This window comes from Micromonospora chalcea (genome assembly GCF_028768405.1).
Lineage (GTDB): Bacteria > Actinomycetota > Actinomycetes > Mycobacteriales > Micromonosporaceae > Micromonospora > Micromonospora chalcea.
On record NZ_CP118233.1, the window covers coordinates 5644034 to 5657806 of the forward strand.

15 protein-coding genes are annotated in these 13773 nt (G+C 72.9%); 11 read left to right on the forward strand and 4 right to left on the reverse strand.

The window, feature by feature from the left end:
- Positions 1–38 precede the first annotated feature (38 nt).
- From PVK74_RS25535 to PVK74_RS25545, 3 genes are read left to right on the forward strand one after another with little or no spacing between them, the layout of a single operon-like run.
- On the forward strand, positions 39–884 hold the full coding sequence (locus PVK74_RS25535; RefSeq protein ID WP_043326642.1) for a hypothetical protein: 846 nt from the start codon (positions 39–41) through the stop codon (positions 882–884).
- 36 nt (positions 885–920) lie between these two features.
- Positions 921–2081 (forward strand): geranylgeranyl reductase family protein, encoded by a 1161-nt coding sequence (locus tag PVK74_RS25540; protein ID WP_274477407.1) that lies wholly within the window; start codon positions 921–923, stop codon positions 2079–2081.
- 31 nt (positions 2082–2112) lie between these two features.
- Complete coding sequence (locus PVK74_RS25545; RefSeq protein WP_043326637.1) at positions 2113–2883, forward strand: isoprenyl transferase; 771 nt, start codon at positions 2113–2115, stop codon at positions 2881–2883.
- Positions 2884–2984: 101 nt separating this feature from the next.
- Here PVK74_RS25545 and otsB read toward each other — a convergent pair whose 3' ends face one another.
- The 3 genes from otsB to PVK74_RS25560 all read right to left on the reverse strand — a co-directional run bounded on the left by otsB (position 2985) and on the right by PVK74_RS25560 (position 4836).
- Positions 2985–3809: a trehalose-phosphatase gene (gene otsB, locus PVK74_RS25550; protein ID WP_064447657.1), complete on the reverse strand. Its 825-nt coding sequence runs from the start codon at positions 3807–3809 to the stop codon at positions 2985–2987.
- Between the two features lie 69 nt (positions 3810–3878).
- Positions 3879–4232 carry a hypothetical protein gene (locus PVK74_RS25555; RefSeq protein ID WP_013284062.1) on the reverse strand — a complete coding sequence of 118 codons (354 nt, stop codon included), beginning with the start codon at positions 4230–4232 and terminating at the stop codon, positions 3879–3881.
- 163 nt (positions 4233–4395) lie between these two features.
- The gene (locus PVK74_RS25560) at positions 4396–4836 is read right to left on the reverse strand and encodes a helix-turn-helix domain-containing protein (RefSeq protein WP_030501268.1); all 441 of its coding nucleotides are present in this window, start codon (positions 4834–4836) and stop codon (positions 4396–4398) included.
- 264 nt (positions 4837–5100) lie between these two features.
- On the opposite strand from PVK74_RS25560, the gene PVK74_RS25565 reads away from it, so the two are divergent.
- From PVK74_RS25565 to PVK74_RS25595, 7 genes are all read left to right on the forward strand, one after another.
- On the forward strand, positions 5101–5442 hold the full coding sequence (locus PVK74_RS25565) for a hypothetical protein (RefSeq protein ID WP_064447658.1): 342 nt from the start codon (positions 5101–5103) through the stop codon (positions 5440–5442).
- Positions 5439–5864, forward strand: coding sequence for a hypothetical protein (locus PVK74_RS25570; RefSeq protein ID WP_064447659.1), 426 nt, complete (start codon positions 5439–5441; stop codon positions 5862–5864). The genes PVK74_RS25565 and PVK74_RS25570 overlap by 4 nt, the downstream gene beginning before the upstream one ends.
- 318 nt (positions 5865–6182) lie before the next feature.
- Entirely contained in the window at positions 6183–7592 is a 1410-nt protein-coding gene (locus PVK74_RS25575) for a PhoH family protein (protein WP_043326627.1), read from the forward strand.
- Between the two features lie 231 nt (positions 7593–7823).
- Positions 7824–8507 (forward strand): aggregation-promoting factor C-terminal-like domain-containing protein, encoded by a 684-nt coding sequence (locus PVK74_RS25580; RefSeq protein WP_043326625.1) that lies wholly within the window; start codon positions 7824–7826, stop codon positions 8505–8507.
- Between the two features lie 103 nt (positions 8508–8610).
- Positions 8611–9270 carry a rhomboid family intramembrane serine protease gene (locus PVK74_RS25585; protein ID WP_043326624.1) on the forward strand — a complete coding sequence of 220 codons (660 nt, stop codon included), beginning with the start codon at positions 8611–8613 and terminating at the stop codon, positions 9268–9270.
- Positions 9271–9376: 106 nt separating this feature from the next.
- A complete protein-coding gene (locus PVK74_RS25590; RefSeq protein WP_043326622.1) occupies positions 9377–10345 on the forward strand; it encodes an NAD(P)/FAD-dependent oxidoreductase in 969 nt (322 codons plus the stop codon).
- A gap of 58 nt (positions 10346–10403) precedes the next feature.
- Positions 10404–11996: a hypothetical protein gene (locus PVK74_RS25595; RefSeq protein ID WP_274477408.1), complete on the forward strand. Its 1593-nt coding sequence runs from the start codon at positions 10404–10406 to the stop codon at positions 11994–11996.
- A 7-nt stretch (positions 11997–12003) separates the two neighbouring features.
- On the opposite strand, the gene PVK74_RS25600 is transcribed toward PVK74_RS25595, so the two are convergent.
- Positions 12004–12690: a TetR/AcrR family transcriptional regulator gene (locus PVK74_RS25600; protein ID WP_043326618.1), complete on the reverse strand. Its 687-nt coding sequence runs from the start codon at positions 12688–12690 to the stop codon at positions 12004–12006.
- Positions 12691–12830: 140 nt separating this feature from the next.
- Between PVK74_RS25600 and PVK74_RS25605 the strand changes: the two genes are divergently transcribed.
- The gene (locus PVK74_RS25605) at positions 12831–13766 is read left to right on the forward strand and encodes an NAD-dependent epimerase/dehydratase family protein (RefSeq protein WP_274477409.1); all 936 of its coding nucleotides are present in this window, start codon (positions 12831–12833) and stop codon (positions 13764–13766) included.
- Positions 13767–13773 lie beyond the last annotated feature (7 nt).

A 13773-nucleotide genomic window follows, 5' to 3' on the forward strand; every position in this document is an offset into this window, starting at 1 on the left:
GGTGTGCCTGTTGCCCGCGCCGGGCAACATCGGATGCCATGAGGACGGCCGCTGAACCTGTCGAGGTCCGGCGGCCGTCCGCCGTCCGGGCGCTGACCACGCTGCTCGCCGTGACCGCGGCGGCCACCGTCGTGGTCGAGCTGCTCAACTACTGGTACGCCCCGGAGCAGGAGTTCGGTCTGGCCGTACGCACCGGCTGGGCGATGCTCCGATCGCTCGGCTTCCTGCTGCTGATCGGGCAGGTGAACAAGGGCCGGGTGGGCGCCCGGCCGTTCGGGCTGATCCTGGCGGTGACCACGATCTTCGCGGTCGGGCGGCTGATCGTGCCCCGGCAGGGGGTGCCCGCGCTGCCCGGCCTGATCGGATTCGCCGTGCTCACCGCGCTCTGCGTCGCCGTGGTGGTGCTGCTCTACCGTTCCGAGGCGATCCGCGCGCACCTGGTCCGGCACCGCAAGGGCCTGGTCGTCGAGGGCGGGACGATCGCCTGGCGGGAGATGACGCCGAAGCGTCCGCAGGCGAACGGCTGGCTGCTCACCGCCCGGGTCGCGGCGTTCACCTACAGCCCGCTGATGCTCGTGCCGGCGCTGGTGGCGACCGGCGCCGTGCTGGACGGGCGGCTCGCCGCCGTACCGGCATTGATCTTCTGGTTCGGCGCCGGCATCGCGGTCAGCTACGCCGTCCTGTTCTGCACCGCGTTCCTGCTGCGCGACAAGGCGTGGGCGCGGAAGGGCCTGGTGGCCGTCACCCTCGGCGTCCTCGCGATCGACCTGCCCCTGTGCTGGTGGCTGCTCGGCGCCGACGGCCTGATCCGCGACGGCGCCCCGCTGGTCACGGCGGCAGCCCTCTGCGTCTGGTCGCTGTACCGGGCCACCCGGTCCCGTTGATGCCCGGGGTGGGGGCCGGCGGGGGAGGATGAGGGGGTGTGGGACGTCGTGGTGGTGGGGGCGGGGCCGGCGGGAGCGGCCGCCGCGCTCGGCGCACGACGGGCCGGGGCGGCGCGGGTGCTGCTGCTGGACCGGTCCGACTTCCCCCGCGACAAGGCGTGCGGGGACGGCATCGCCGCGCACGCGCTGGACGTCCTCGACGAGCTGGGCGTGACCGGGGCCGTCGACGGCTACCCGCCCCTGCCCGCGCTGCGCCTGGTCGCACCCGGTGGCGGCACCGTCGCCCGGCCGCTGCCCCGGCCCGCGTACACGGTGCCCCGCCAGGTGTTCGACGCACGCCTGGTGGCGGCGGCGGTGGCGGCCGGCGCGGAGTTGCGGCGGCACACCGTACGCCGGGTGGAGATCGCTCCCGACCGGGTGGTGCTCGACGGTGAGCTGTCCGCGCGGGCGCTGGTGGGCGCGGACGGCGCCGGTTCGGTGGTCCGGCGCGCGCTCGGGCACCCGGTCAACCCGGACCGGCACCTGGCGCTCGCCATCCGGGGCTACGCGCCGGCCCCGCCCGGGCCGCCCGAACAGCTCATCGTCACCTCGGCGGCGCGCTGGCCCGCGTACGCCTGGGTCTTTCCGATCGGTGACGGTCGCGCGAACGTCGGGTACGGGGAGGTGCTGCGCGGCGAGCCGCTCAGCCGCGCGCACCTGCTGGACCGGATGGCCGCGCTGCTGCCCGGCGTCGACCCGGTCACGGTGACCGGCCTGCGCGCGCACCACCTGCCGCTGTCCACCCACCGGCCGGCGCCCGGGCGGGGCCGGGTGGTGCTGGCCGGGGACGCGCTGTCGCTGATCAACCCGTTCACCGGCGAGGGCATCTTCTACGCGCTGCGCTCGGGGGCGCTGGCCGGCGCGGCGGCGGCCGGCAGTCCGGCCGAGGCCGCCCGGGGGTACGCCGCCGCGCTGCGCGCCCGGCTCGGCACCCACCTGCGGCACAGCTCGGCGGCGGCCTGGCTGGCGCGTCGGCGCTGGGTGGTCGACGCGGTGGTCGGCGCGGCCGGGCGCGACGAGCGGGTCTACCGCACCGTGGTGGAGCTGGGGCTCGGCGACGGGCGGCTGGACGCCCGCACGCTCGCGGCGATCGCCGCTGACGTGCCGCGACCGCGCCGGACCGGCTCGCCGTCGGCTGATACGCCACCGAGACACTGATCTTTCTCACGGGTCGCTACCCTGCAAGGTGATGACTCTGCGGAAACTCCTCTACTCCGTGTACGAGCGCCGGCTGACGGCGAAGCTCGCGGGCAAGCCCGTACCCGCGCATGTCGGCGTGATGTGCGACGGCAACCGCAGATGGGCCCGGGAGATGGGCTTCGTCGACCCGAACGACGGCCACCGGATGGGCGCCGAGCGGATCAAGGAGCTGCTCCGCTGGTGCGACGCGGCCGGTGTCGGGCACGTCACGCTGTGGCTGCTCTCCACCGACAACCTCTCCCGCCCGGCCGCCGAGCTGGACCCACTGCTCCAGATCATCGAGGACCTCACCACCGAGCTGGCCGAGGAGGGCAACCCCTGGCGGCTGCGGATGGTCGGCGCGCTCGACGTGTTGCCGGCGCAGCACGCCGCCGCGCTCAAGGCCGCCGAGGAACGCACCCGGGACCGCGACGGCGGGGCTCAGGTCAACATCGCGGTCGGGTACGGCGGGCGGCGCGAGATCGCCGACGCGGTCCGCTCGCTGCTGGCGGAGCACGCCGCGAACGGCGGCACGCTCGAGGAGCTGGCCACCTCGCTCGACGTCGACCACATCTCCGAGCACCTCTACACCAAGGGGCTGCCGGACCCGGATCTGATCATCCGGACCAGTGGCGAGCAGCGACTCTCCGGTTTCATGCTCTGGCAGAGCGCGCACTCGGAGTTCTACTTCTGCGAGCTGAACTGGCCCGACTTCCGCAAGGTCGACTTCCTGCGTGCCCTGCGCTCCTACGCCACCCGCCAGCGCCGATTCGGCACCTGACCGCCGCCTCCCCGTCGATCTTGCACTTCCGGCCCCGCGTGCGCGGCTTTCGTCCCCGTTTGTCGGGGCGGCAAGTGCAAGATCGACGCGGAAGAGCTGGGTCAGGTCAGGTGGCGCAGGGCGTCGGTGAGGAACTCGGCCAGGGCGGCGGGGGAGTCCAGGGTCAGGTCGGCGGCGTCGGCCACCTCGTGCCCGGTCTCCGGGTTGGCCACGGCGACGCAGACCCCGAGGAAGCCGGGGTCGGCGGCGGCGCGGGCGCGCAGCGCGGCGAACGCCTTGATGTCGGAGACGTCGTCACCGAAGTACCAGGCGCCGCCGGCGTCCCGGACCGTCTCGCCGATCACCATGCCCTTGTCCCGGTCGACGGGGGGCTTGAGTTCCAGCACCATCCGGCCCGGCTGGGCGCGCAGGCCAAGCCGCTCGGCCTGGGCCCGGCCCCACTCCTGCACCAGCTCACCGAGCTGCGGGGCGGTACGCCAGTGCAGCGCGACGGAGAGCCGCTTGAACTCGACCAGCGCGCCCGGCGGCAGCTCGGCGCGGGCCTGCTCGGCCAGCTCGGACATGGTGGGCACCCACGGCAGAGCGGCCGGCTCGGTGACCGTCTCGCCGCCGGAGTGGCTGTGCTCCAGGCCGTACAGCCCGTACAGGTCGATCCCGGCGAGGCCGCCGAGGTGGTCGCGGAGGAAGTCCACCGGCCGGGCGGAGACGATGGCGATCCGCCGCACGTGCGGGGCGAGCGCCTCCAGCGCGGTGAGCACGTTGGGCGCGGGCCGGACGGCCGTGGGGTCGTCGTCGACCGGCGCCAACGTGCCGTCGAAGTCGAAGAAGAGAACGACGTCCCGTGCGCGATCGGCGGTCGCACGCCAGGCGTGCTCCGCGTTCAACGGGGTCTTCGGCTGCTGGTTGCCCAGATTCAACGGCGGCACGCGCGTCAGCGTACCCCGCGCCGGGCGGCGTATTCGTGGCCGAGATGTGACGTGGGAACGTCGTGGGGATCAGCGTTCGGCGGCTCCCCGTCCCCGGCGCCCGAACGGCACCACTGCCGCCTCCTGCCCGTGGCTGAGCAGGTAGCCCTCCACGAAGCCGGTGTTGCGGTCGCCGGTGTGCGCCTCGATCTCGTTCAGCCGCGCCACCAGGAACTCGGTGAGCGCGCTGACCCGGTCGTTGAGACGATCGTGCAGTTCGGCGACGACGGCGAGGATCACCGCGGTGCCGGCCGTGGTGAGCGCGAAGAGGTTGACGACCAGGGGAAGCTGCCCGCCGTCCAGTACGCCGACCACCACGTTGCCGGTCACGCACGATGTCAGCGACACCACCGCGACCACGACTGCCAACCATTTCAGGGTCATGGACAGACCCCTCCTTCTGTCCCGCAGGGCTGGGTTCGGCTGTGTCCCGTCCCCCCGCCGATGACGAGCCCCTAGCAGTACAAACGTGGACGCTAGCGGGTCCGATCCGTCCCCGAGGCGAAACGATCGGGTCTGACCTTCCGTTCTTTCGCCATCTGAGGAACTACCCGGCCTGTTTCCCCCTATTTCGGACACCGCCCGGCAGTGTCGGGCGATATGCGAGGTAACGAATGGTTTCTCGAATGTGGAACTTCTCCGCGTCCGACACGGTCGGGTCGACCAGCCGGCGCAGCAGCGCCTCCACGTCCGGGTCCATCGGAGGCGGGGTGGGCGTGGCCCGTGGGCCGGCGGCGCGGTCCCAGCCGAGCGCGGTGAAGGCGGCGGCCGGATCGAGCCCGAGGCCCTCGCAGAAGGCGACCACCCGCTCGGCCTCCGGGTCGCTGGCCCAGTCGCCGCGGACCCAGCGGTTGATGGTCTGGCGGGAGACGCCTGTGCGCCGGGAGACCTCGGTTCCGCTCCAGGCCCGCAGCGCTCGCGCGTCGTCGAGCGCACGTCGGACGAAGGTGGCGAAGGCGATCTTCCGCGCGTTGGCCGTCTCGGTCACCCCGTGACGGTACGGCCAGTCGGTCCCGTCGGGCGGTCTCGGCACGCTGCTGTCACGCTGACGTGACGGTGATCGAGGTTTTCCGGTAAACGATCCAGTGCTGCTCCTGAGGGGTGTCACCTGGGCAGAATAGATGGACACGAGTACGGCGGCAAAGGTCTGAAAAGCTGATACTGTCACGCTCATGAGACAACTTACGGTGTGTCACGTGCTTGAGACGACGAGTGCTCACATGCGTCACTCCGCGGGTGCCGAGGGGGTCTCGTGACCGAGCTCGCGACCCGTGCCCAGGCCTTCGGGCTGATCGCGGACGGCGTGTCCGCAGGGCTGAGCGCCCCCTGGCGTCTCTATCTCGCCCGCGGGTGCCGGTATCTCTCGCTCAGCGTCGGCGACCGGGGGGAGTGGGACGCCTGGCGTACCCACCTCGGCTGCCCCGAGCTGAGCGTGCGGGTCTACGACTCCGGCGGCGAGATCCGCCGGGCGTCGGTGGCCGAGGTGATCCTCGACGGCTGCCGGATCAGCGTCGAGCTGGTCGAGGAGGTCAGCACCGACGACCTGGAACGCCTGCTGGTGGTCGACCCACTCCCCGGGACGGACGAGCGATGACCCCTTTTCTCGCCGTGGTGCTCGTCCTGGTGCTCGGCTCCACCTGCTACGCGGCCGGTCGCCTGCACGGGCAGCTGAGCTACCGCATCGGCTACCGGTTCGGCTACCGGCAGGGCTACTTCGACGGTGACCGGGGCGCCTGGAACCGTCGCCGTCGAGATGCCCAGGCCGCGATCGCCTCGGCGCTGTCCGCCCCCGGCGCGACAGTGGTGACGTCGGCCGGGCGCTCGGCCGTGCCGTTCGCCGGCACCGCCGTACCGGCCGCTGTCGCCGTGCGGTCCGGCTCCGCCCCGGCCGTCCGGGTCACCGCCACCGCCCAGCTCGGCGCGGTGGGGCGGGCGGGCACCACGTACACCGGATCGTCGTTCGGCGCGGCCGGCGCCGGGCCGAGGGCCGGCACGCTGGCGCGGCGGCCGGGCTGAGGCCCGCACCGCGACGCGGTGCCGCCCGTGGGCGACCGGCCGGGATGCGCGCAGGGGGCATGCATCCCGGCCGGTTCCGGTCCGCCCGTCACCCGAACAGGTGTACGTCCGGCGACTGGCACGCGATGATCCACGCGCACCTCTAGCCCCGCGGCCCCGCGGCGATTAGCGTCTAGGCATGGCGCGGGGTTTTCCCGGGCCAGCCGGACAGCCCGGACCTGCGTCCTCGCACACGGGGCCCGCATCCGACCCCGTGTCCTCCGGGCACCGGAAGAGGCGGAACTCGGGTGGCCGGGTGCCCATCCGCGGAGCAGGCCTGTGACCACTCGCCGTACCCCCGCCGGAGCCGAGCAGCAGACCCCGGCCTCGACCGCCCAGACCCGCCGGACCACCCGCAGCCGCCGCAGCGCCGCCGTCGAGGCCGAGGAGCCCCGACCAGCCGGCCCGGCCTTCGTCCTGGACACCTCGGTCCTCCTCTCCGACCCGGCGGCGTTCCACCGCTTCGCCGAGCACGAGGTGGTGCTGCCGCTGGTGGTCATCTCCGAACTGGAGGGCAAGCGGCACCACCCCGAGCTGGGCTGGTTCGCCCGTCAGTCGCTGCGCATGCTCGACGAGCTGCGGGTACGGCACGGCCGGCTGGACCGGCCGGTGCCCGCCAACGAGCAGGGCGGCACGCTGCGGGTGGAGCTGAACCACACCGACGACGGGGTGCTGCCGCCCGGCTTCCGCAACGAGTCGAACGACGCGCGCATCCTGTCCGTGGCGCTCAACCTGGCCGCCGAGGGGCGTGAGGTCACGCTCGTCAGCAAGGACATGCCGCTGCGGGTGAAGGCGGCCTCGGTCGGCCTGCGCGCCGACGAGTACCGCCACGGCCAGGCCAGCGATCCGACCTGGACCGGCATGGCCGACCTGGACCTGTCCGAGGAGGAGATCGGCCGGCTGTACGCGGGCGAGACGCTCGACGTCGACGCCGCGGCGGGCCTGCCCTGCCACACCGGTCTGGTGCTGCACTCGGGGCGCGGCTCGGCGCTGGGCCGGGTGCTGCCGGACAAGACGGTCCGGCTGGTCCGGGGCGACCGGGAGGCGTTCGGCGTGCACGGCCGCTCGGCGGAGCAGCGGGTCGCGCTCGACCTGCTGCTGGACGAGTCGATCGGCATCGTCTCGCTCGGTGGCCGGGCCGGCACCGGCAAGTCCGCGCTGGCGCTCTGCGCCGGCCTGGAGGCGGTGATGGAGCGACGCCGACACAAGAAGGTGATCGTGTTCCGTCCGCTGTACGCGGTCGGCGGCCAGGAACTCGGCTACCTGCCCGGGTCGGAGTCGGAGAAGATGTCGCCGTGGGCGCAGGCCGTCTTCGACACGCTCGGCTCGGTGGTGCACGAGAACGTGCTGGAGGAGGTCACCTCGCGCGGGCTGCTGGAGGTGCTGCCGCTGACCCACATCCGCGGCCGGAGCCTGCACGACGCGTTCGTCATCGTCGACGAGGCGCAGTCGCTGGAGCGGGGCGTCCTGCTCACCGTGCTGTCCCGGATCGGTCAGGGGTCGCGGGTGGTGCTCACCCACGACGTGGCGCAGCGGGACAATCTGCGGGTCGGCCGGCACGACGGGGTGACGGCGGTGATCGAGGCGCTGAAGGGGCATCCCCTCTTCGCGCACGTCACGCTCAGCCGATCGGAGCGTTCTCCGATCGCCGCTATGGTCACCGATCTACTGGAGGACATCCCCGGCTGACCGCCGCTTTTGCCCTAATTTGTCCTGATTTTTAGGGTGACGCAGATCACTTTTAGGCCGGGCCATTTCCCACCGGCCTCACTGTGCGCAATGGTGTCCATCGAGCGTCACCGACCACTCGGGAGCCATGTACGCCCCGCAGTCACACCGGTACCGGAGCGCTCGCGGCACCTCGGCGCGGCCCGGTAGGCCACGCGTGCCGCGTCCCTGCCCCCGACGAAGGGAAACTTCGTGAGTCGGCTGTGGAGCCGGTTCGGCGCCCGCACCGCCGCTGTGGCACTGCTCTCCGTGGGCGTGGCCGGCGGCTTCTATCTGGGCGAGGATCGCCAGACCCAGCAGCAGGGCCTGACCGCGCAGGTCGGCCTGGAGGTCGACCAGGCGGAGTACGCGTACCAGCGCGAACGGCTGTCCGACCACCGCGTGGACTCGTCCCGGCAGCGTGCCGCCGAGTACCAGGCGAAGCTGCGTGCCGCCGCGGCGGCGAAGGAGGCCGCCGAGCGGGCCAAGAAGGCCGAGGCGGCCGCCGCCACCCGCAAGAAGGAACGGGAGGCGGCGGAGAGCGAGACGAAGATCAAGCCGTACGACGGCCCGATCCCGTCCTCGTGCGCGGAGTACAGCGGCAACCGGAAGATCGGTTGCGCCGTCATGCTCGACAAGGGCTTCGGCATCGACCAGTTCCCGTGTCTGGACAAGCTCTGGACCAAGGAGAGCGGCTGGAACCCGAAGGCGTCCAACAGCTCCTCCGGGGCCTACGGCATCCCGCAGGCCGTGCCGGGCAGCAAGATGGCCTCGGTCGCGGACGACTGGAAGACGAACCCGGCGACCCAGATCACGTGGGGTCTCGGCTACATCAAGGGCCGGTACGACACCCCGTGCGGCGCCTGGCAGAAGTCGCAGAGTTCAGGCTGGTACTGACGTCGTGACGACGGCGGGACACCCGGGCGGAACCGGGTGCCCCGCCGTCGTCGTACCCGGCCCCGACTGGCGGCCCGCCACTTTTACTGATAGCTCTTGGTAGGTGACCTGGCCTGACAGCCCACGCGGCGGCGACCCTCACCGGTTCGGCACCGATGCGTTCTACGCGGCGCTCGGCCGGGCCTTCGTCGCCATGTGCGCGGTCGTGCCGGTGCTGTTCCTCATCGAGGCGCTCGACGTCGGCCTGCGACTCGGCCTCGACTACACCGCCGGCATCATCCCGCAGCGGATCCAGGGCCTGGACGGTGTCTTCTTCTCGCCGTTCCTGCACGCCGGTTGGAACCACCTCTACAGCAACAGCATCCCGCTGATCCTGCTGGGCACGTTCGTGCTCGCCGCGGGCACCCGCCGGTTCCTCTGGTCCACCGCCGTCATCATCCTGGTCAGCGGCCTGGGCGTCTGGTTCACCGGCTCACCCAACTCGGTGGTGGTCGGCGCCAGCGGCGTCATCTTCGGCTACCTCGGCATCCTGCTCACCCGGGGCGTCGTCGAGCGGAGCTGGTGGAACTTCGCCGTCGGCCTGCTCGTCGGGTTGCTCTACGGCTGGCAGCTGCTCGGCATCCTCCCCACCGACGAGCGCGTCTCCTGGCAGGGCCACCTGTTCGGGCTGCTCGGCGGCGTCGTGGCGGCGATCCTGTTCCGCCGCCGCAGGGACACCGGCGACACCGACCACCTCGGCTCACCGAGGATGACGCTGCCCTGACGGCGCGTTGATCAGACCCCGGGACATGCTTGCCCGCGGCCACCCGCCCGCCTACCGTTTCGGCATCAGCGAGGGTTGATCCCGAAACGGAAAGTGACGGTGAGCCATGCGCGAGGTCGATGTCGCCGTGATCGGGGCCGGTCCCGCAGGGCTCTTCGCCGCCTACTACGCCGGATTCCGCGGGCTCTCCGTGTCGGTCATCGACGCGCTGCCCGAGCCGGGCGGTCAGATCACCGCCATGTACCCGGAGAAGCTGATCCTCGACGTCGCCGGCTTCCCCGCGATCAAGGGCCGCGAGCTGGTCGCGAACCTGGTCGCCCAGGCCGCGCCGTTCCACCCCGACTACCAGCTCGGCGTACGCGCGGAAAAGCTGTCCTACCTCGACGGCCGGCCGGTGCTCGGCCTGGCCGGCGGCGAGCAGCTGAGCTGCGGCGCGGTGCTGGTCACCGGCGGGCTCGGCAGCTTCACGCCCCGGCCGTTGCCGGTCGCGGAGAGCTTCACCGGCGGCGGCATCGTCTACTTCGTGCCGCAGCCGGCCGAGCTGACCGACCGGCACGTGCTCATCGTCGGTGGCGGCGACTCGGCGTTCGACTGGGCCGCCACGCTCGCGCCGCTGGCCCGGTCGGTGACGCTCGTGCACCGGCGGGACCGCTTCCGGGCGCACGCCGCCACCATCGAGCGGGTCCGCGCGCTGCCGGTGCGGATCGTCGTCAACGCCGAGGTGAGCCGCCTGTACGGCGAGGAGACGGTCACCGGCGCCGAGCTGACCGTACGCGGCGGCGAGGCGGAGACGCTGCCGGTCGACACGGTGGTGGCCGCGCTCGGCTTCACCGCCGACCTCGGCCCGCTCGCCGAGTGGGGGCTGAACATCGACCGGCGGCACATCGTGGTGGACAGCGCGATGGCCACCAACCTGCCCCGGGTGTTCGCCGCCGGCGACATCACCGAATATCCGGGCAAGGTCCGCCTGATCGCCACCGGCTTCGGCGAGGCGGCCACGGCTGTGAACAACGCGGCTGTCGTCATCGACCCGACCGCGCACCTGTTCCCCGGTCACTCCTCCGACGGCACCTGACGCCGCATCCTCACCGTTCCGTGGCCGGAGCGCGACTGTCCGCGCCCACGATGGACGGATGCGCCCCTCCGAGTCGACAGCACCCGACGGTGCCCGGATTTCGCTCGCCTGGCTGGGTCATCCGGGAACCGTGCTCTCGTTGATCGTGCTGGTGCTCAACGACCATGTGTTCAAGGCGGCCTTTCCGGGCCTGGTGACCGGCAAGCTGAGCGACGTCGCCGGGCTGGTGCTCGCGCCGCCGCTGGTGGCGGTGCTGGTGACGCTGGCCGTGCCCGGGCTCCGGCCCCGGGCCGTCGCCGGTTTCGCGCTGGGTTCGGTCGGTGCCGGTTTCGCGCTGGTCAAGAGCAGTGGGTACGCCGCGACGGCCGCCTCCGGCCTGTGGAGCGTGGTGAGCGGGCCGTCGCTGATCCGGGCCGACCGGACCGACCTGCTCACCCTGCCGGCGCTCGCGGTGGCCGCGTGGACGTGGAAGGCGGCACGGCGGGACCCGGTGGGGCACCGGGCCGCCCGGCTGGTCCGGCTGGTCGTGCTGCTGCCGGCGGCGCTCGTCGCGGTGGCGGCCACGAGCCCGATCGAGCGCCCCGACGCGGTCGCCACCAAGGTGGTCGACGGTCGGCTGGCCGCCGGCGCCGCCACCGGCCCGATGTCGGCGGAGGAGGGCATCCCCACCTGGTGGCGGATCAGCGACGACGCCGGCGTCACGTGGCGCGACCCGGTGGACGCCGAGCAGGAGGCCCTGTGGAAGCGCGTGCCGACCAGGATCGGACCGGACCACCCGGTGTGCGTTGCCGCCACGCCCCAGCGTTGCTACCGGGTGGCGTCGGGCCGGATCCGCGTGGAGGAGAGCGACGACGCCGGACGGACCTGGCGACTGTCCTGGGAGATCCCCGAGAAGCAGCGGGAGTTGTTGAAGGCCCGCTACGAGGAGGCCGGGCCGGACGGGAAACGGATCACCGGTCAGGACCTCGCCGTGCTCGACGTCCCCGGTGGCGCACACGTGGTGCTGGTGGCGAACGCCCGGGACGGTTTCGCGTTGCGTGACGTCGCCGGCAGGTGGCAGCGGATCGGGTTCCCGGGTGGCCGGTGGGAAGGGGAGCCGCCGCCGCTGGGCATGATCTCGCCGGGGGACCGGTACGACGACACGGTCCGTGCGCTGCTGCTGGTGCCGGCGTTGGTCGTGCTGGTGCTTCTGGTCGCCCGGACACGGGCCGGACGGGCGTCCGGTCACGGCTCGTCGCTGCCTGTCCTCCAGGGCGCGCTCCAGGTCCTGATCGCGATGCTGCTGTTCGCGGTCTGGACGAGCGAGAACACCACGCTGGTCAGACTGGCTCCGCTGGTCGTCGTGCCGCTGTTGCTGGGCGCCGCGGTGCTCACCCTCGTCTCGCGCGATCTGCGGGCGGCGCCCGGCCGGTGGGTCGCCGAGGTGCTGGCCGCCGCGGGCCTCACCGCGGCGCTGGCCGGGGCGGCGATGGTGGGATGGCTGCACGGCCGACCGGTGTACGCCGGGACAGCCGTCGTGCTCGCCGTGCTCGGCACGGTGCCAGGGCTGCTGCTCGGCTGGCGGGCGGCCCGGCTGATCGGGCCGTGGCGACCGCCGTACGAGCCGCCGTACCCGCCGGCGGTCCCGGTGGACCGCTCGCGGCCCGGCTGACCCGGCGTCAGGGCAGGCCGATGAGGTCTGCCATCAGGCCGATCTGGTGGTCGAAGTACTCGTCGCGGTGCGGCAGCGCCCGGTTGATCCGGCCGAACAGCTCGAAGCTGATCAGCCCGAACAGCTGGGTCCAGCCGGCCATGCCGCGGGCCAGCAGCGCGGGCGGTACGTCCATGCCGATCTGCTCGACCAGTTCGGTCACGTCGCCGCGCAGCGGCTCGGGCAGTTCCTGGTCGGGCGGGGCGAGCCGGCCGGTGGCCAGCCCGTCGCGCAGGATGCCGATCAGCGTCAGCGGTGGACGCTGGGCCGGCACGATGGTTTCGTCGGGGGCCGCGTACCCGGGCACCGGGCTGCCGTAGAGCAGCGCGTACTCGGCGGGGTGGGCCAGCGCCCAGGCGCGCGCGGCCCGGCAGGCGGCGAGCCAGCGTCCGCGCAGGTCGGCCTGGTCGGCGGCGGCGTCGGCCGCCTCCACCGCGTCGCCGAGCGCGTCGTACGCCTCCAGGATCAGCGCGGTGAGCAGGTCGTCGCGGCTGGGGAAGTAGCGGTAGATCGCCGAGGAGACCATGCCGAGGTCCCGGGCGACCGCGCGCAGCGAGAGGTTCGCGCCGTCGGTGTCCAGGTGGCGGCGGGCCACCGTCTTGATCTCTTCGATCATCCCGGCGCGGACCCGGGCGCGCAGTGAGGGAGCGACCATGCCCTCACTCTGCCACGGATGAGAGCAGCAATCAAAAGAGAGAGCACTGCTCTTGACAGTCGACCTGCGTTTGAGTCATGCTCTGTTTCGAGAGCGGTGCTCTCGCTTCGGACAACTGCTTCAGAAAAGGTGGATCTGTCATGGCCCTGCATGTGATCGTCGGCGCCGGCCCCGTCGGCACCGCCACCGCCGACCTGCTCGCCGAGCGCGGCGAGCAGGTGCGGGTGGTCACCCGGCGCGGCACCGGCCCGGAACACCCGGCGGTCGAGCGGGTGGCCGCCGACGCCGCCGACGCGGACCGGCTCACCGAGCTGACCACGGGCGCGGTCGCGCTCTACAACTGCGCCAACCCGGCCTACCACAGGTGGGCGACGGACTGGCCGCCGCTGGCCGCCGCCCTGCTCACCGCCGCGGAGCGCAGCGACGCCGTGCTCGCCACGGTCGGCAACCTCTACGGGTACGGCCCGGTCGACGCGCCGATGACCGAGGCGACCCCGCTCGCCGCCACCGGCGTCAAGGGCCGCGTCCGCAACCGGATGTGGGCCGACGCGCTGGACGCACACCGCGCCGGCCGGGCCCGGGTCACCGAGGTACGCGGCTCCGACTACATCGGGCTCGGCGGCAACTCGCTGCCCATGATGGTGCTGCCCAAGGTGCTCGCCGGGCAGCGGGTGTTCCTGCCTGTCGACTGGGACGCCCCGCACACCTGGACGTACGTGCCGGACGTCGCCCGTACCCTCGTCACGGCCGCGACCGACCCGCGCGCCTGGGGACGGGCCTGGCACGTGCCGAGCCCGCCGCCGGTGCCCATGCGGCACCTGGCCGAGCGGGCGGCGCAGCGGGCCGGCGTGGCGTCGCCACGGCTGGCCCGGATGCCCTACCCGGTGCTCTGGCTCGGTGGCCTGGCCGACCCGTTCGCCCGCGAGATGCGGGAGACCGCGCACCAGTTCGCCGCGCCGTTCGTGATGGACTCCAGCGCCGCCACCAGCACGTTCGGGATCGAGGCGACGCCGCTGGACCGCGTCGTCGACGAGATGGTCTCCGGCCTGCGCGCCCCGGCCCCCGCCGCCCGTTAGGGGCGGG